The following is a 16,395-nucleotide window of genomic DNA, read 5'->3' on the forward strand; positions in this document are numbered from 1 at the left end:
TCGGAAGCGGGCAGAGCCGACCGGATGAGGTCAGTCCCGGTCAGCGCGCCCCTTTTCCGCCCCCGGCGGGTCTAGCGTCGCTCCTCAGGTGGCCGACACCCCACTGCCGTCCCGGCTCGTGGACGGCATCGGCCACCCCCGCCGAAGGCCCGGCGGCGTCCTGCTCCCCCGTGCAGGCGCCGCCGGGCCGTTCCCTGGAAGGAGTGACGGCCGCGATGGCCTCACACAGTCCCGCCGGCAGTCCCACCGGCCCCGCCGCGCACCGCAAACGCCCCCCTTTAGCCGGCGGCCCCGCCGCGACCACCAAGCGGGTCGGCGTCACCCTGGCCCTCGCCTCGGCCGCCTCCGTGTCCCTGCTCGGCGAGACCGCCCACGCCGAGCCCACGCTCACCCCCGACCAGGTGCGCGCCCAGGTCGCGACGCTCTATCAGCAGGCGGAGCAGGCCACGCAGGAGTACGACGGCGCCAAGGAGCAGGCCGACCGGGCGGACACCCAGGTCACCGCCCTCCAGGACGAGCTGGCCCGCAAGACCGCGGCGCTGAACACCACCCGGGACGCGCTCGGCAGCCTCGCCGCCGCCCAGTACCGCACCGGCGGCCTCGACCCGCTGCTGCAGCTCGCGCTCAGCTCCACGCCCGGCAGCTACCTGGAACGCGCCGCCTTCCTCGCCCAGGCCGGCACCCGGCAGTCCGTGACGCTGCGGCAGCTCGCCGCCCAGCAGCGCGACATCGCCGGCACCCGCGCGCAGGCCGCCGACAAGCTCGCCGCGCTGCGCGGCGCGCAGGCCGCCGTCGCCGCGCACCGCCGCACCGTCACCGGCAAGCTCGCCGCCGCACAAGCGCTGCTCGACCGGTTGACCGCCGCCCAGCGCGCGGCCCTCGCGGCGGACGAGGACCCCCCGGCGCAGGCCGCCCCCGCCTCCCCCGGCCCGCACGGCGCCGCCACCGCGCCGCTCCCCTCCGTCGCGGCGCCCTCGGCGCGCGCCGCCCGGGCCGTGGCGTTCGCGTACCGCGCGCTCGGCCTGCCGTACGTGTGGGGCGCCACGGGCCCGCGCGCGTACGACTGCTCGGGCCTGACGCAGGCGGCGTACAAGGCGGCGGGCGTGTCCCTGCCGCGCACCACCTACACCCAGATCAACGCGGGGCAGCGGATCTCCCGCGACCAGCTCCAGCCCGGCGACCTGGTCTTCTTCTACTCGGGTGTGAGCCATGTCGGGATCTACATCGGCGGCGGCCGGATGATCCACGCCCCGCATCCCGGTTCGACGGTGCGGATAGCGCCGATCAGCGAGATGCCCTTCGCGGGCGCGGTGCGGCCGAGCTGACACGGCGGGACACGGGACTGCCGGCCCGGTCGCGTCGCGACCGGGCCGGCAGGGGTCCGCGTGCTAGGGCGTGTCCACGGGTGTCACGTACAGCCCCGCGGCCGTTCCGCGGGATCTTGCCCGGCCGAGCGCCGGCCGCCACAGGACGACGCCGTGCTCGCGCTCCCATCCCCGGGCGGCGCGGGTCTGCACCGCGAACACCGCGAAGAGCAGCGGCAGCAGCAGTACCAGGAACGGCACGTGCAGCCGCCAGACGCCGAACAGCGCGAACAGCGCGCTGCCCAGGCCCACCGCCACGGCGTCCAGGGCGAGCCGCCGCCGGACGGCGTCACGCCCTCCCCGGTCCTGCCGCCCGTCCGGCAGCCCTTCGGCGGGGACGGCCGCCGCGTAGCCCTCGGCCGTGCGGCGCCGCGCCCCCGCGCGGAACTGCGCGAACGGCATGATCACCAGGTAGAGCCCCAGCACGACGAGTTGCCCCGTCAGGTTGAAGGCGTCCCAGTCCTGGTCGCGGCTGCCGACCGGCAGTGCCACGGCGAGGCCCGCCGCGGTGCCGGCCACGCACCCGGCGGTGATCCACCGGGTGTGCGCCACCAGCGGCACCAGGAAGCCCGGTTGCCTTTGCGGGCGTTCCGCAGCGGAAACCGTCATCGGTCCCCCTCCTCCGTTCTCGTCCCGTGCCCGGTCTGCTCGGTCTTCTCGGTCTGCTCGGTCTTCTCCGTTGTCGTCGGTGTCATTGTCCTGCTCATCCGAAGAGACCACCGAGTCTCTTGAATCCCTTCGCGACACCGCCGACCCCCTTGACGATGCCGCCGGCGACCGAGGTCCCCATCTTGTTCGCCACCTTCCCGACGGGTGACGCCGCCAGTTCGGGGGCGAATCCGATGCCGGTGAAGATGAGCAGCGCCTGCACGGAGGACTTCACGCACGCGGTGCCGAACCCGTTGCGGCAGTTGTAGTACGCCTGGTAGCCGTTGGCCACGATCTGGATCCCGGTGTAGACGGCGATGGCCGCCCCACCGCACACCGCGCCGCCCTCGGGGCCGACGACCGAGCAGAAGAGCAGCCCCGCGGCGGCTCCCGCGATGGCCACGTTGGCCGCCGAGTTGAGCTTGTCCGCGACGTCGTTCTTGTGCGGCATCTTGACGGCGTCCTTGCACTGCGCCGCCGAGCTGCCGCCGTCCAGGCACTTGCCGAACTGCTGGATCTGCGCCGAGTACTTGCCGCCCGCGGTGTCCATCCAGTTCCTGAACGTCTTGTCGTCCAGGTTGCCGCCGCCGGTGTACCCGAGGTCCTTGCTCAGCCAGTCCTGCGTCTTGCTGTCGACGGAGTTGCCGCCGCTGTTGCCGCTCTTGGTGTGGTACGAGGCGGAGGTGGCGGTGTGGCTCGCGCCCGAGTGGTGCCGGGCGTCCTGCTCCTTCTCCTTCTGGGTGCGGTGGTCGCCGCCGTCGCCCTTGCCCTTGCTGGGGGTGTGCGGGCAGGCCGGCTCGTCGCCGAAGCCGCAGGCCAGGCCGTCGCCGGTGGGGTCGGCGAAGGTGACGGGGTTGTCCGCGCCGTACGCGTAGCCGTTGAGGGTCTGCGGTTTGTGACCTCGACCCGCTTGCCGCTCTGCGCGGCCCGCTGCGAGGCGGTCTCCGCCGCGGCGAGCACCGCGACCACCGGTCTGAGCAGAGAAGGGGACGCTGCGGCGAAATCCGCCGGCCTTCAGCGCAGGGTGACCGTGGCGGGTCCGCGCAGCGGGGCGAGGGAGCGCACGGTCCGCGGGGTACGGAGGCGGTCCTCCGTGACGAAGAGGGCGCGGACGGCCGCGAAGTCCGGGTCGGGGCCGGCCGTCACGGCGGCGGCGTGGTCGTAGAGCGCGTACAGCTCGTCCGACAGCCCGCCGTCCGCACCGACGTCGGTGCTGGACTCCGAGCCCGCGCCCCAGACGTCCCACAGCAGCGTCTCGACCTTGTTGAGCGCCGAGAGGTCGTAGCGGATGTTGCCCGCGACGAAGCGCTCGCCGAGCAACGGGGTGTCCTCCAGGTCGAGGCCGAAGCGCATCGGGTCGGCGTCGCCCGCGCGGATCGCCTGCCAGGCCTGGCCCGCGACGATGAACCGGTCGCGCGGGACGTCGATCGGGTCGAAGCCGTACGCGTAGTGCTCGGGGTCGGCGATCTGCGCGTCGGCGAGCAGCCAGCCGCGTTCGGCGTCCCAGTACTCGGTGGCGACGTGGTCCCAGTGGAAGCCCTTGTCGGAGAAGTACGTGGCGAAGCCGGAGCGCAGCCGCGCCGGTATGCCGAAGTGGCGCAGCAGGGCGACGTGCAGCAGCGTGAAGTCCCGGCAGATGCCGACGAAGCGGTCCGACCACGCGCGGCGGGCGGTGAGCGGCCCGGGGTCACGGGCGGCGACGAGCCCGAGGATGTCGTCGATGTAGCGCGTCTCGGCGTCGTCGCGCATCCGGTCGTCGGCGATCGGGATGTCCCACTGGCCGCCCTCGACCCGGTGGATCATCAGCCCCCGTACGACCCGGGCGAGGCCGCCGGGGTCGCGCGGCAGGTCCGCGAGGAGTCCGGCGTACGCGCCGGGGTCGGACGTCGGGCTCTGTGCGGCGTAGTACGCGGCAGCCTCGGGGGTGAGACGGGGAGCGGGCACGGTGGGGCCTCCGAACGGCGCAAGGGAATGACGCAAGGGTGCGGCAGCCCCACCGACGCGCTCGGAACGCGGCCGACCGCGCCCACCGTGCCAAATTTCGCCGGGAGATGTCCAGGACATTGATTCCGCGACCGCGGTCTCAACTCCCGCCCGCCGCACCCGCCTTCCCCGCGGCGGCCTCCGGCCAGGCGGCGAGGGCCAGTTCGGCGGTCGCGGCCAGCTCCTGCGCGGTGGCGCCGTCCCGGGCGCGCTGCGACATGCCCTGGAGGACGGCGGCGAAGTAGGCGGCGAGCGACCGGGCGTCGGTCCCCGCGGGCAGCTCACCGGCCTGCTCGGCGGTACGCAGCCGGGCCTCGAAGGCGTCGATGTTGGCGGTGCGCAGCCCGCACAGGAAGGTCTGCACCTCGGCGTCCTGCGGGCTGACGTTGGTGGCGGCGCTGATCGTCAGGCAGCCCGCGGGGTGGCTCGTGCAGGCGTAGTTGGCCGCGGCCTCGCGCAGCATACGGGCGACGGCGTCGCGGGCCGTGGGCTCCTCGGCGAGGGCGCGGCCGAGGAAGGCGCCGGTGGGGGTGTCCCCGTACACCCGGACGACCTCGTGGAAGAGCGACTTCTTGTCGCCGAAGGCGGCGTAGAGGCTGCCCGGCCGGATGCCCATGGCCTCCGTCAGGTCGCCGATGGAGGTGGCCTCGTAGCCGCGTTCCCAGAACAGCCGGGTCGCGGTGGCGAGCGCCTCGTCGCGGTCGAAGCCGCGGGGGCGGCCGCGTCTGGGGGGTGTCGTCTCGCTCACGCCACCCATTCTAGAGCGTTCGCTCAAAAAGCGTGCTAGCGTCAGCGTCGTCGATTTGTTGAGTAATCGCTCAACAAATCGCTCCTGTCATGTCGCACACCTTGGAAGGGGTCGGACAGCCATGGCCACCACGGCAGTCGAAGGCAAGCTCGCAGGGAAGACCGCGCTGGTCACAGGCGGCAGCAGGGGGATCGGCCGGGCCATCGCGGAGCGGCTCGGCCGGGACGGCGCCACCGTCGCGGTCGGCTACGCCCGCGACGACTCGGCGGCGCGCGAGGTGGTCGCGCGCATCACGAAGGACGGCGGCCGGGCGTTCGCCCTGCACGCAGAACTGGGCACGCACGGCGACGCGGCCCGGCTGTGGGCGGCCTTCGACGAGGAGACGCGCGCGTACGGGGACGGCGGCAGGGTCGACATCATCGTCAACAACGCGGGGGTCGGCTACGACAGCGAGCTGGCCGGCATCGACGAGGAGACCTTCGACAAGGTCTACGCGGTGAACGTCCGCGCGCCCTTCTTCATCGTCAAGGAAGGCCTGGCGCGGCTGCGCGACGGCGGCCGCATCGTCAACGTCTCCAGCGGCGCCTCCCGGATCGCCCTGCCGCGCATCGTCGCCTACGCGGCCACGAAGGGCGCCCTCGACGTCTTCACCCTCAACCTCGCCAAGGAACTGGGCCCGCGCGGCATCACCGCCAACTCCGTCGCGCCCGGCATCATCGACACCGACATCAACGCGTCCTGGCTGCGCGGCAATCCGGAGGCCGAGGCGGAGGCCGCGGCCCTGTCGGCGCTCGGCCGCGTCGGCCGCCCCGAGGACGTCGCGGACGTCGTCGCCTTCCTCGCCTCCGACGACGCCCGCTGGGTCACCGGCCGCGTCATCGACGCGACGGGCGGCTCGGGCCTGTAAGGACGGCCGCCTGCCGGGGAGACGGCCGCCCGCACCGAGGCCGGTGACGCCTTCGCGCTCGCGCAGACGGAGCCGGGGCGACGGTCCTCACACCAGCCGGCGGGCGGTCGCCCAGCGGGTGAGTTCGTGGCGGTTGGAGAGCTGGAGTTTGCGGAGGACCGCGGAGACGTGGGATTCGACGGTCTTCACCGAGATGAAGAGCTGCTTGGCGATCTCCTTGTACGCGTAGCCGCGGGCGATGAGGCGGAGGACCTCGCGTTCGCGCTGGGTGAGGCGGTCGAGGTCCTCGTCGACGGGCGGGGCGTCGGTGGAGGCGAAGGCGTCGAGGACGAAGCCGGCCAGACGGGGGGAGAAGACGGCGTCGCCGTCGCGGACCCGGAAGATGGAGTCGATCAGGTCGGGGCCGGTGATGGTCTTGGTGACGTAGCCGCGCGCGCCGCCGCGGATGACGCCGATGACGTCCTCGGCCGCGTCGGACACGGACAGGGCGAGGAAGCGCACGGGCTGCTCGGGGTCCGCGGCGAGGGTCGCGCAGCGGCGCAGCACCTCGACGCCGCCGCCGCCGGGCAGGTGGACGTCGAGCAGGACGACCTCCGGGCGGGTCGCGGTGACGACGGTGACCGCCTGGTCGACGTCGGCCGCCTCGCCGACGACCTCCACGCCCGTCTCGTCCGTCGCGCCGATCTCCGCCTGCACGCCGGTGCGGAACATCCGGTGGTCGTCCACCAGCACCACCCGTACGTGGCGGCGCCCGCCGCCTTCGGTGTCCGTCATGTCGTGGCCCTCTCCATCTCCAGTTCGACTTCCGTGCCGCCGCCCGGCGCGGGGCGCAGCCGCGCCTCGCCGCCGTTGCGCCGCATCCGGCCGATGATCGATTCCCTGACGCCCATCCGGTCCTCCGGCACGGCGTCGATGTCGAAGCCCGGCCCGTGGTCGCGCACCGACACGAAGACCTTGCCGTCCTCGACCTCGGCGTAGACCTGCACCGCCCCGCCGCCACCGTACTTGGCCGCGTTGACCATGGCCTCCCGCGCGGCCTGCATCGTCGCGACGAGGCGGTCGTCGAGCGGGCAGTCGCCGACGCACACCACCTCGACGGGCACCCCGTGCGCGTCCTCGACCTCGGCGGCGGCCGCGCGCACCGCGTCTGCGAGCGTCGTCGGCTCGTCGTCGCGGCCGGTGCCCTCGGGGCGGTAGAGCCACGCGCGCAGCTCGCGTTCCTGGGCGCGGGCCAGCCGGGAGACCTCGCGCGGATCGTCGGCGTTGCGCTGGATCAGCGTCAGCGTGTGCAGCACCGAGTCATGGACGTGCGCGGCGACCTCGGCCCGCTCCTGGGCGCGGATGCGGGCCAGCCGCTCCGCCGACAGGTCCTGCGTCATCCGCACCAGGTAGGGGCCCGCGATGAGCGCGACGCCGACCAGGACGGCGAGCGCGGCCTGGAGGATCGCGCCGAGGTGGCTGCCGGAGCCGCGCACCACGATGAAGCCCGTGACACCCGCGACGACCAGGGCGATGCCGCCCGCGGCCCGCACCAGCGGCCAGAACCGCTTGCCCTGGCTCATCTCGACCCAGCGGGCCTTGCGCGCGTTGTCCGCCTGCCGCCACACCAGAGCGGCGCCCAGCCCGATGACCAGCAGCGGCCACACCGCCCGGTTGGCGACGCCCAGGTTGAGGTTGTCGATGAGGACGACCGTGCCGACGGCGAGCGCGACGAGCGCGATGACCTGGCCCTTGTCGGGGCGGCGCCCGGCCAGCCAGGAACGGGCGTCGCGCGGCTCCTTGGCCTCCGCGACGCCGCCGACACCGAGCGGGACGAAGAACCAGAAGACGGCGTAGAGCAGCACGCCGATGCCGTTGAAGGAGGTGAGCGTCAGGAAGAGCACCCGCACCCACAGCACCGGCAGCGCGAGGTGCCCGGCCAGGCCGCGTGCGACGCCGCCGACCCAGCGGCCCTCGGAACTGCGGTAGAGGCGGCGCGGACCGGCGGCGGGGTCGGGCGGGTTGAGGAAGGACGCGCCCGTGGGGCCTCCGCCCGCGCCGCGCGCGCCCTTGCCCGCGGGCGCGCCGGACACGCCGGGCGCGCCGCGCTCGCCGCCGGCGGAGCCCGCGCTGCGCGCGGCGCCGCCCGGGGGTCGGGTGTGCGCCCCGGCCGGGGCGCTGCTCGCTGACATACCCCCGATCGTCACACGTCCGGCCCCCGCCGGGCATCAGGGTTGACCCCCCAAGGGTCGCCGCCGCCCGCCGGGGGCGGCCCCGGGGAGGGCCCCAGGGTCGGATCAGGGTCCTACCAGGGTCGGACCGGGTGCCGGGGCGTGCCGCGAACGGCCACCATGGTGGCTATGACGGACGAGCCGACCGACGAGCCCCCCGCCGCCCGCACGGAGGCGGGCGCCACCCGTGCCCCGGCGCCGGAGGAGGCGCCCCCCGGCACCGGCACCGGCACCCGCACCGACAGCGGTGAGCGGGCCGACCGCCCCGCCCGCCCGCGGATCACCCGCGGCCGGGAGCGGCGCGTCGTCGCGGGCGTGTGCGACGGGGCAGGGCGGTACTTCGGGCTCGATCCGGTGATCTTCCGCATCGTGCTCGCCGTGCTCGCCCTCACCGGCGGCATAGGCCTGATCGTGTACGGGATGGGCTGGCTCGTCATCCCGCAGGAGGACGAGGAGCAGAGCGAGGCGCACCGGCTGATGTCGGGACGCATCGAGGGGGCGCCGCTCACCGCCGTGCTCATGACGCTCGTCGGCTGCGGCCTGTACGCCTCGATGCTCGGCAACGCCACCAACCAGGCCTTCTCGCTCGTGCTGCTCTTCGCGACCGCGGGCGCCGTGTACTGGTCGCAGCGCCGCCAGTCCCCCGCGCCTCCGGTCTCCCCGGCGGCCGCGGCGGCGGTGGTGGACGCGCCGCCCGCGGTGGCGCCGCCGCCGGAGCCGGGGCGGCCCTCGTGGTGGCGGGACCCGCTGACGAAGGAGCTGCCGCGGTATCTGTGGGGCCCGGACGACGGGCCGTACGGCGACGAGGACCGGCAGGCGTGGCGGGACCGGAAGAAGGCGGTGCGGCAGGGGCAGGAGCGCTCGTGGCCGTTCGCGCTCGCCGTGCTGCTGCTGACGGTGACGGCGCTCGGCGTCGGCACGGGGGTGTCCTGGCCCTACCAACCCGCGGCGGTCAGCGCGGAGATCGGGCTGGCGTCGGCGCTGGCCGTACTGGGCGCGGCCTTCGTGGTGGCGTCGTTCGCGGGGCGGGCCCGCGGCGGCACGGCCTTCTTCGCCGTCCTGACGCTGGGCGCGCTGGTCGGTGTGACGGCGCTGCCCACGGCGGGCGGCCCCGGTGTCGGCACCACGACGTGGCGCCCGGCGGACGCGGGCCAGGTGCGGACGCTGTACGAGCGCGGCACCGGCCGCGGGCTGCTGGACCTGTCGGTCCTGGAGCTGCCCGCGGGCACGACGGTCGGCTCGCACGTCAAGGTGGGCGCGGGCCTGGCGGAGGTGCGGCTGCCGAAGGACGCGACGGTGGTGCTCGACTACGACCTGGGTCTGGCCGAGCTGGTGCTGCCGGACAAGGTCAACGACGGGGTGCGTATCCAGTCGGACAAGCACGGCACGGTGACGCTGCGCCCGGCGGCGGGCGTCCCCGCGCACGGAACGGTCGATCTCCACGTCGAGGTGGGCGTGGGCCAGCTGAAGGTGGTCAGGTGAACAGGCACCGGTTCGAACCCGCGGCCCTGGTGATGGGCCTGGTGCTGTGCACCCTGGCGGTGTTCTTCCTGCTGGACGCGGGCGGCGTGTGGCACCTGGGGTGGCGCACGGCCTCCTGGCTGGCGGGCGGCGGCCTGGTGCTGGCCGCCGTCACGGGGGTGCTCACGCAGGCGGTGCGGTCCGTACGGGCGCGCTCGCGCCGGGCGCGCGGGTGACGTCGGGGGCGTCCGGCGCACCGGCCGCGCGCTCCCGGCGTACGGCGAGCAGCCGGTCGGCCGACAGCAGCGGCGTCCCGGCGAGCACCAGCGGCAGCCAGGCCATCAGGTAGGCGAGGTCGTTGCCGTAGTAGTACGGCGTGGTGGGCCAGCTCACGGTGAGCCACAGGCTCAGCGAGATCAGCGCCCCGCCCGCGGCGGCGAGGCGCCCGAAGAGCCCGGCGAGCGTCCCGAGCCCGACGGCGATCTCCCCCAGCGCGATCGCGTAGCCGAAGCCGTGCGGCGCCTTGAGCGCGAGGTCCACCAGGCCGGGGATCGCGGCGGTGTCGTGCGAGGCGTGCAGGATCTGCAGCAGCGAGCCGTTGGCGCTGTCGGTGAAGAAGCTGTCGCTGGTCAGCTTGTCCAGCCCGGCGTAGACGAACGTCACCCCGAGGAACACCCGCAGCGGCAGCAGTGCGTACCGCCCGGCGACCGCCCGCCACTTCTCGACCGTCTCGCGCATCGTCCTCCGCCTCTCCCGCCGCCGGTCGCCGTCGCGGAAGCGTCCCCTCCGCCCTGCCGGTGTCGGACAGTCATACGTACACCAGCGAGCTGTGTCTCACCGCGGGCGCAAAAAAGATCCCGGCGGCCGTGCGGCCGCCGGGATCTTCCGGTGTGTGCGGGAGATCACTCCCACTCGATGGTGCCCGGGGGCTTGCTGGTGATGTCGAGGACGACCCGGTTGACGTCGCGGACCTCGTTGGTGATGCGGGTGGAGATCCGGGCCAGGACGTCGTAGGGCAGGCGCGACCAGTCGGCGGTCATCGCGTCCTCGGACGAGACGGGGCGCAGCACGACCGGGTGGCCGTAGGTGCGGCCGTCGCCCTGGACGCCGACCGAGCGGACGTCGGCGAGCAGCACGACCGGGCACTGCCAGATCTCCCGGTCCAGCCCGGCCGCCGTCAGCTCCTCGCGGGCGATCGCGTCGGCCTCGCGCAGCAGCTCCAGCCGCTCGCGGGTGACCTCGCCGACGATGCGGATGCCCAGGCCGGGGCCGGGGAACGGCTGGCGCTGCACGATCTCCTCGGGCAGGCCCAGCTCCTGGCCGACCATCCGGACCTCGTCCTTGAACAGCTGGCGCAGCGGCTCGACGAGCCGGAACTCCAGATCTTCGGGGAGGCCGCCGACGTTGTGGTGCGACTTGATGTTCGCGGTGCCGGTGCCGCCGCCGGACTCGACGATGTCGGGGTAGAGGGTGCCCTGCACCAGGAACTCCACCGGGTGGTCACCGGGCGCCTCGGCGACGATCTCGGCCTGCGCCTGCTCGAAGACCCGGATGAACTCCCGCCCGATGATCTTGCGCTTCTGCTCCGGGTCGGACACCCCGGCCAGCGCGTTCAGGAAGCGCTCGGAGGCGTCGACGACCTTCAGCTGCACGCCGGTCGCGGCGACGAAGTCCTTCTCGACCTGCTCCGTCTCGCCCTTGCGCATCAGGCCGTGGTCGACGTAGACGCAGGTCAGCTGGCTGCCGATGGCGCGCTGGACGAGGGCCGCGGCGACCGCGGAGTCCACCCCGCCGGACAGCCCGCAGATCGCCCGGCTGCTGCCGACCTGCGCGCGGATCGCGGCGACCTGCTCCTCGACGACGTTCTCCGCCGTCCACGTCGGGGCCAGGCCCGCGCCGCGGTAGAGGAAGTGCTCCAGGATCTGCTGGCCGTGCGTACTGTGCAGCACCTCGGGGTGGTACTGGACGCCGTAGAGCCGCTTCTCGTCGTTCTCGAACGCGGCGACCGGCACCAGGTCGGTGGACGCGGTGACGGTGAAGCCCTCGGGCGCGGCCGAGCACGCGTCGCCGTGCGACATCCACACCGACTGCTCGGCCGGGGTGCCCTCGAAGAGCGTGGAGCCGGGCCGCGACACGCTCAGCGCGGTACGGCCGTACTCGCGCGCGCCGGTGTTGTCGACCGTGCCGCCCAGCGTGGTGGCCATGATCTGGAAGCCGTAGCACATGCCGAAGACGGGGACACCGGCCTCGAACAGCGCCGGGTCCAGCGTCGGCGCGCCCGGCTCGTAGACGGACGAGGGGCCGCCGGAGAGTATGACGGCCTTGGGGCGCTTGGCCAGCATCTCCTCGACCGGCATGGTCGAGGGGACGATCTCGCTGTAGACCCTGGCCTCGCGCACCCGTCGGGCGATGAGCTGGGCGTACTGCGCCCCGAAGTCGACGACGAGGACCGTGTCGTTCTCGGGCGTCAGTTCGTCGGTCCTGGGCGTCTCGGTGTTCGCGGGGGTCGCTGGTGCCACGTGCTGCCTTCCGGCGGTCTGCGAAGGGGGGTCGATCTCCGATTCTACCGCCGCTACACTCAACCCCATGACCGCGCACACCTTCGCGTTTACCTATGGCAACCGGCCCGGCCGGCTGCCATGGTCGCGTCGCGTGTGCCGCTGACACCGCGACTTCCAGGCGCCCCGGGCTCACCGCCCGGGGCGTCTGCCGTTTCCCGGGCGGGACGGCACCGCGGCTCCCGGAGGTCCACCACCGACCGGACCGAGGAGCAGACATGACGACACCGGCACCGCAGCAGCAGGACGCGCCCACCCCCGACGAGGTGATCGCGGCGAACCGGGCGCGGATCGACGACCTGGACACCCGCATCATCGCCCTGGTCGAGGAGCGCGTGGCGGCGTCGCGGGCCGTCCAGCAGGCACGGATGGGGGCCGGCGGGCGGCGCGTGCACCTGGCCCGCGAGATGGAGATCCTGCGCACGTACGGGGACGCGCTCGGGCGGCCGGGCACCTCGGTCGCGATGACGCTGCTGGAGCTGTGCCGCGGCACGGTGTGACACGGCCGGGCACGGTGGGTCGCGTCCGGGCGTGGCGGGACAACGCGGCGCGCGGGCGCGACCCTTTCGGGGGGCATCACCCGAACGGCACGTGACCGCCCCGCGGTGCCTTCGTTGGAGGTGGTGTCCGTGCCAGCCAGGGGCGGTCGCCAACACCACGCGTGGAAGTGGACACCGCCCAGACGCAGCTGGGCGGGGTGTGGGCCGGTGCGATGAGGCGGCGCAGCGATGCGCCGCCGTGGGACCTCGCAGCGGCAGCCAGTGACCGGACGGCAGGGGACAGCAGCCCGGTCACGACTCCAAGAGGCGGTCGGCTCCGGGGACGCCCGGGCCCGGCCGCTCTGCGGCACCTCTCACGGCACCCGCTGCCGCAATTGCACCGAGAGCACCGTAACGCACACATTACCGTGCGTACAGGCGCGTTCGGTGCTCTTTCACCGGGAAGAGGAGTCCTCCGCGTCCTGTGCGGCGGCTCCGGGAGCCCCCTCGTCCCCCGGAGCCGTGGCTCCCGCTGCCTGTCCGCGGGCCGGCGGCACCGCGGGGACGGGCAGCAGCGGCAGCCGCAGCGCGCCGAACGCGCTCTCGGGCACCGCCGGTTCGGCCGGCGGCACGGCCGGGATCTCGCGGTAGGGCTCACCCTGGGCCGGACGCGGGTCCTGCTCGCCCTTGTTGGGCCACAGCGACATGGCGCGTTCGGCCTGGGCGGTGATGGTGAGCGACGGGTTGACACCGAGGTTCGCCGACACCGCGGCGCCGTCCACGACATGGATGCCCGGGTGCCCGTAGAGCCGGTGGTAGGGGTCGATGACGCCGTGCTCGGCGTCCTCGCCGATCGGGCAGCCGCCGAGGAAGTGCGCGGTCATCGGGCGGTTGACGGCCTCGCCGATGTTGCTGCCCGCGAAGCCGTTGATCTGCTCGGCGATGAGCTGCGCGGCCCGCGCGCCCTCGGGGATGTGCACGGGGTTGGGCTCGCCGTGGCCCTGCCGGGCGGTCAGCAGGCCCTTGCCGGGGCCGCGCTTCTTGCGGTACGTGGCCAGGGAGTTGTCGCTGGTCTGCATGACCAGGCCGATGATGGTGCGCTCCGACCAGCGCCGGTTGGACAGCGACAGCACCGCGAGCAGCGGGTGCCGCAGGTAGGCACCGGCGAACTCCGCCCAGCGCGGCAGCCTTCCGCGGTACGGCGCGGCCAGGATCGAGAACGAGCCCATGGAGTTGGAGCCGCGGCCGTAGCGGACCGGCTCGATGTGGGTGTGGTCGTTGGGGTGCACGGACGAGGTGATCGCCACCCCGCGGGTGAAGTCCGGGGCGCGGCCCGGGTTCTTCTTCCGGTAGCGGCGCGGCGAGGTCTGGGCGCCCACCAGGGCCTCGGAGTTGGTGCGGGTCAGCTCGCCGAGCCGGGGCGACAGGGCGGGCAGCCGGCCGCTGTCGCGCATGGTGTGCAGCAGCGTCTGCGTCCCGTACGTGCCCGCGGCGACGACGACCTGGCGGGCGCGCAGGGTGGTGCGGGCGCCCTTGCGGCGGCGGTCGGTGGGCACGGTCGTGACCCGGTAGCCTCCGCCGGCGTCCTCGGTGAGGTCCACGACGGTGGTCATGGGGTGGACGGTGGCACCGGCCCGTTCGGCCAGGTGCAGGTAGTTCTCGTTGAGGGTGTTCTTCGCGCCGTGCCGGCAGCCGGTCATGCACTCCCCGCACTCGGTGCAGGCCCGCCGGGAGGGCCCCGCGCCGCCGAAGTACGGGTCGGGCACCTCCTCGCCGGGGGCGGCCTTGACGGCGCCGTCGGAGTCGCCGCCGTCACCGAAGAAGACACCGACCGGGGCGAGGTGGAAGGTGTCGCCGACGCCCATCTCCTGGGCCGCGGCCTTCAGATGCTCGTCGGAGGGTGTGGTGGTCGGGTTGAGCCGCACCCCGAGCATGCGCTTGGCCTGGTCGTAGTACGGCGTCAACTCCCGCTGCCAGTCGGTGATGTGGCCCCACTGGCGGTCCTGGAAGAAGGCGGCGGGCGGTACGTAGAGGGTGTTGGCGTAGTTGAGCGAGCCGCCGCCGACGCCCGCACCGGCGAGGACCAGGACGTTGCCGAGGACGTGGATGCGCTGGATGCCGTAGAGGCCGAGCGCGGGCGCCCACAGGTAGTTGCGCAGGTCCCAGGAGTTCCTGGGCAGCTCACCGCGGGCGAAGCGGCGGCCGGCCTCCAGCACGCCGACGGTGTAGCCCTTCTCGGTCAGCCGCAGCGCGGCGACCGAACCGCCGAAACCGGAGCCGATCACGAGGACGTCGTAGTCGAAGCCGTCCTCCGCCCCGCGAGAGCCGCGGGGTTCGCCTTCCGCTGTCACAAGCGCCTCCTCAGCGCATCCGGAGCGTCTTCATCAGCCGCAGCGAACGGCTCAGGAAAGCCGCGTACTTCTCGTCGTCCATGCCGAGGGAGGGACCGAGCGGCAGCAGCCGCTGAGTGGCGACGGTCTGCGCCTCGGTGTACTTGAGGATGCCCTCCGAGCCGTGCCGGCGGCCCAGCCCGGAGTCCTTCATGCCGCCCATCGGGGCGCGCACGCTGCCGTACGCGGCGGCGTACGCCTCGTTGACGTTGACCGTGCCGGAGCGCAGCCGCGCGGCGATCCGGGCGCCGCGCCGCACGTCCTTGGTCCACACGCTCGCGTTGAGGCCGTAGGGCGTGGCGTTGGCGCGTTCGACGGCCTCGTCCTCGTCCCGGAAGCGGTAGACGGAGACGACCGGGCCGAAGGTCTCCTCGGTGCAGACGGCCATCGGCGGCTCCACGCCGTCCAGGATCGTCGGCTCGTAGACGTACGGGCCGACGTCCGGGCGGGCCCGGCCACCGGCGAGCACCCGGGCGCCCTTGTCCTTCGCCTCCTCCACGTGCCGGGTGACGACGTCGAGCTGGGCCGGGCCGACGAGCGAGCCCATGCCCGCGCCGTAGGCGAGCGCGGTGCCGAGCTTGAGCGCCCGGGTCCGGGCGGCGAACCGCTCCAGGAAGGCGTCGGCGACCGAGGCGTCCACGAACAGCCGCTCGATGGAGATGCACAGCTGGCCCGCGGAGGCGAAGCACGCGCGCACCGCGCCCTCGGCGGCCTTGTCGAGGTCGGCGTCGCGCAGCACCAGCAGGGCGTTCTTGCCGCCGAGTTCGAGGCTCGCGCCGACCAGCCGGGCGGCGGCGCGCTGGGCGACCTCGCGGCCGGTGCGGGTGGAGCCGGTGAAGGACACGTAGTCGGCGTGGTCGACGACGGCGGGCCCGACGACCGGGCCCTCACCGATCACGATCTGCCACACGCCCTCCGGCAGCCCCGCCTCGATCAGCTGCTCGCGCGCCCACAGGGCGGTCAGCGCGGTCTCGGTGTCGGGCTTGGTGACCAGCGCGTTGCCCGCGACGAGGGCGGGCAGCGCGTCGCCGACGGACAGCTCCAGCGGGTAGTTCCAGGGCGAGATCTGCCCGACGACCCCGCGCGGCTGGCGCAGCTCCACCGTGCGGGTCAGGGCCGGGATCGCGCCCTGGTGGCGCCGGGCGGCGAGGTAGGACGGCGCCTTGAGCCCGTAGTGCCGGGCCGCCATCGCGACGACCTGCACCTCCTCGTGGGCGTGCAGCCGGGCCTTGCCGGTCTCGACCTGGATGAGGTCGAGCACCTCGGCCTGCCGGGCGAGGACGAGGTCGTGGAAGCGCAGCAGGACCGCGGCCCGGCGCTTCGCCGGGAGGGCCGCCCACTGCGGCTGGGCCGCGCGCGCCCGGCGGAAGGCCTCGGCGACGTCGTCGGGCGTGGCCTCGGGGAGGGAGGCCAGCTCGGCGCCGGTGAGCGGGGTGTGGCTGGTGGTGCGGCCGGTGCCGGGCAGGCCGCGGGTGAGCCGGGCGACGAGGTCGGGCGTGACGACGTCGGCGGGGCCGCGGGCACCGCCGGGCAGCGCCGGGTTGCCGCCCTCGGGGGCCGCGGGGGCGTCGGCGGTGGCGGTGGCGGCCGCGGGGGCGTCGTCGCGACTGGGGGTCGGCTGCGGCGAATCCGTCATGCCGGTGAGAT

16 protein-coding genes are annotated in these 16,395 nt (G+C 74.1%); 6 read left to right on the top strand and 10 right to left on the bottom strand.

What is annotated here, in order from left to right:
- Positions 1-215 precede the first annotated feature (215 nt).
- Positions 216-1,325, top strand: a complete 1,110-nt coding sequence (locus ACH4PY_RS21720; RefSeq protein WP_398185158.1) for an NlpC/P60 family protein — start codon at positions 216-218, stop codon at positions 1,323-1,325.
- A gap of 63 nt (positions 1,326-1,388) precedes the next feature.
- Here ACH4PY_RS21720 and ACH4PY_RS21725 read toward each other — a convergent pair whose 3' ends face one another.
- Entirely contained in the window at positions 1,389-1,973 is a 585-nt protein-coding gene (locus ACH4PY_RS21725; protein WP_398185161.1) for a hypothetical protein, read from the bottom strand.
- Between the two features lie 94 nt (positions 1,974-2,067).
- Positions 2,068-2,562 (bottom strand): hypothetical protein, encoded by a 495-nt coding sequence (locus ACH4PY_RS21730; RefSeq protein ID WP_398185163.1) that lies wholly within the window; start codon positions 2,560-2,562, stop codon positions 2,068-2,070.
- A gap of 103 nt (positions 2,563-2,665) precedes the next feature.
- Here ACH4PY_RS21730 and ACH4PY_RS21735 point away from each other — a divergent pair, with 103 nt between their 5' ends.
- Positions 2,666-2,887, top strand: coding sequence for a hypothetical protein (locus ACH4PY_RS21735; RefSeq protein ID WP_398185166.1), 222 nt, complete (start codon positions 2,666-2,668; stop codon positions 2,885-2,887).
- Between the two features lie 139 nt (positions 2,888-3,026).
- On the opposite strand, the gene ACH4PY_RS21740 is transcribed toward ACH4PY_RS21735, so the two are convergent.
- Positions 3,027-3,956: a transglutaminase-like domain-containing protein gene (locus ACH4PY_RS21740; RefSeq protein ID WP_398185169.1), complete on the bottom strand. Its 930-nt coding sequence runs from the start codon at positions 3,954-3,956 to the stop codon at positions 3,027-3,029.
- Positions 3,957-4,095: 139 nt separating this feature from the next.
- Positions 4,096-4,752 carry a TetR/AcrR family transcriptional regulator gene (locus ACH4PY_RS21745; RefSeq protein ID WP_398185172.1) on the bottom strand — a complete coding sequence of 219 codons (657 nt, stop codon included), beginning with the start codon at positions 4,750-4,752 and terminating at the stop codon, positions 4,096-4,098.
- A gap of 112 nt (positions 4,753-4,864) precedes the next feature.
- Here ACH4PY_RS21745 and ACH4PY_RS21750 point away from each other — a divergent pair, with 112 nt between their 5' ends.
- Positions 4,865-5,650: an SDR family oxidoreductase gene (locus ACH4PY_RS21750; RefSeq protein WP_398185175.1), complete on the top strand. Its 786-nt coding sequence runs from the start codon at positions 4,865-4,867 to the stop codon at positions 5,648-5,650.
- An 87-nt stretch (positions 5,651-5,737) separates the two neighbouring features.
- Here the strand turns inward: ACH4PY_RS21750 and ACH4PY_RS21755 are convergent, their stop codons facing one another.
- The gene (locus ACH4PY_RS21755; RefSeq protein WP_398185178.1) at positions 5,738-6,424 is read right to left on the bottom strand and encodes a LuxR C-terminal-related transcriptional regulator; all 687 of its coding nucleotides are present in this window, start codon (positions 6,422-6,424) and stop codon (positions 5,738-5,740) included.
- The gene (locus ACH4PY_RS21760) at positions 6,421-7,821 is read right to left on the bottom strand and encodes a PspC domain-containing protein (RefSeq protein ID WP_398185181.1); all 1,401 of its coding nucleotides are present in this window, start codon (positions 7,819-7,821) and stop codon (positions 6,421-6,423) included. Before ACH4PY_RS21760 ends, ACH4PY_RS21755 begins: the two co-directional genes overlap by 4 nt.
- A 168-nt stretch (positions 7,822-7,989) precedes the next feature.
- Here ACH4PY_RS21760 and ACH4PY_RS21765 point away from each other — a divergent pair, with 168 nt between their 5' ends.
- Positions 7,990-9,342, top strand: coding sequence for a PspC domain-containing protein (locus ACH4PY_RS21765; RefSeq protein WP_398185184.1), 1,353 nt, complete (start codon positions 7,990-7,992; stop codon positions 9,340-9,342).
- On the top strand, positions 9,339-9,557 hold the full coding sequence (locus ACH4PY_RS21770; RefSeq protein ID WP_398185187.1) for a hypothetical protein: 219 nt from the start codon (positions 9,339-9,341) through the stop codon (positions 9,555-9,557). Before ACH4PY_RS21765 ends, ACH4PY_RS21770 begins: the two co-directional genes overlap by 4 nt.
- Here ACH4PY_RS21770 and ACH4PY_RS21775 read toward each other — a convergent pair.
- Both ACH4PY_RS21775 and guaA read right to left on the bottom strand, forming a co-directional pair.
- The gene (locus ACH4PY_RS21775) at positions 9,505-10,059 is read right to left on the bottom strand and encodes a DoxX family protein (RefSeq protein WP_398185189.1); all 555 of its coding nucleotides are present in this window, start codon (positions 10,057-10,059) and stop codon (positions 9,505-9,507) included. The two genes, ACH4PY_RS21770 and ACH4PY_RS21775, sit on opposite strands and share 53 nt — an antisense overlap.
- A 164-nt stretch (positions 10,060-10,223) precedes the next feature.
- Positions 10,224-11,840, bottom strand: coding sequence for a glutamine-hydrolyzing GMP synthase (guaA, locus tag ACH4PY_RS21780; protein ID WP_398185192.1), 1,617 nt, complete (start codon positions 11,838-11,840; stop codon positions 10,224-10,226).
- Between the two features lie 257 nt (positions 11,841-12,097).
- On the opposite strand from guaA, the gene ACH4PY_RS21785 reads away from it, so the two are divergent.
- Positions 12,098-12,379: a chorismate mutase gene (locus ACH4PY_RS21785; RefSeq protein ID WP_398185195.1), complete on the top strand. Its 282-nt coding sequence runs from the start codon at positions 12,098-12,100 to the stop codon at positions 12,377-12,379.
- A gap of 434 nt (positions 12,380-12,813) precedes the next feature.
- On the opposite strand, the gene ACH4PY_RS21790 is transcribed toward ACH4PY_RS21785, so the two are convergent.
- Both ACH4PY_RS21790 and ACH4PY_RS21795 read right to left on the bottom strand, forming a co-directional pair.
- Positions 12,814-14,709: a GMC oxidoreductase gene (locus tag ACH4PY_RS21790; protein ID WP_398185198.1), complete on the bottom strand. Its 1,896-nt coding sequence runs from the start codon at positions 14,707-14,709 to the stop codon at positions 12,814-12,816.
- A gap of 10 nt (positions 14,710-14,719) precedes the next feature.
- Positions 14,720-16,384 carry a succinic semialdehyde dehydrogenase gene (locus ACH4PY_RS21795; protein WP_398185201.1) on the bottom strand — a complete coding sequence of 555 codons (1,665 nt, stop codon included), beginning with the start codon at positions 16,382-16,384 and terminating at the stop codon, positions 14,720-14,722.
- Between the last annotated feature and the right edge of the window lie 11 nt (positions 16,385-16,395).

Source organism: Streptomyces sp. NPDC021224 (assembly GCF_044332905.1).
Classification (GTDB): Bacteria; Actinomycetota; Actinomycetes; order Streptomycetales; family Streptomycetaceae; genus Actinacidiphila.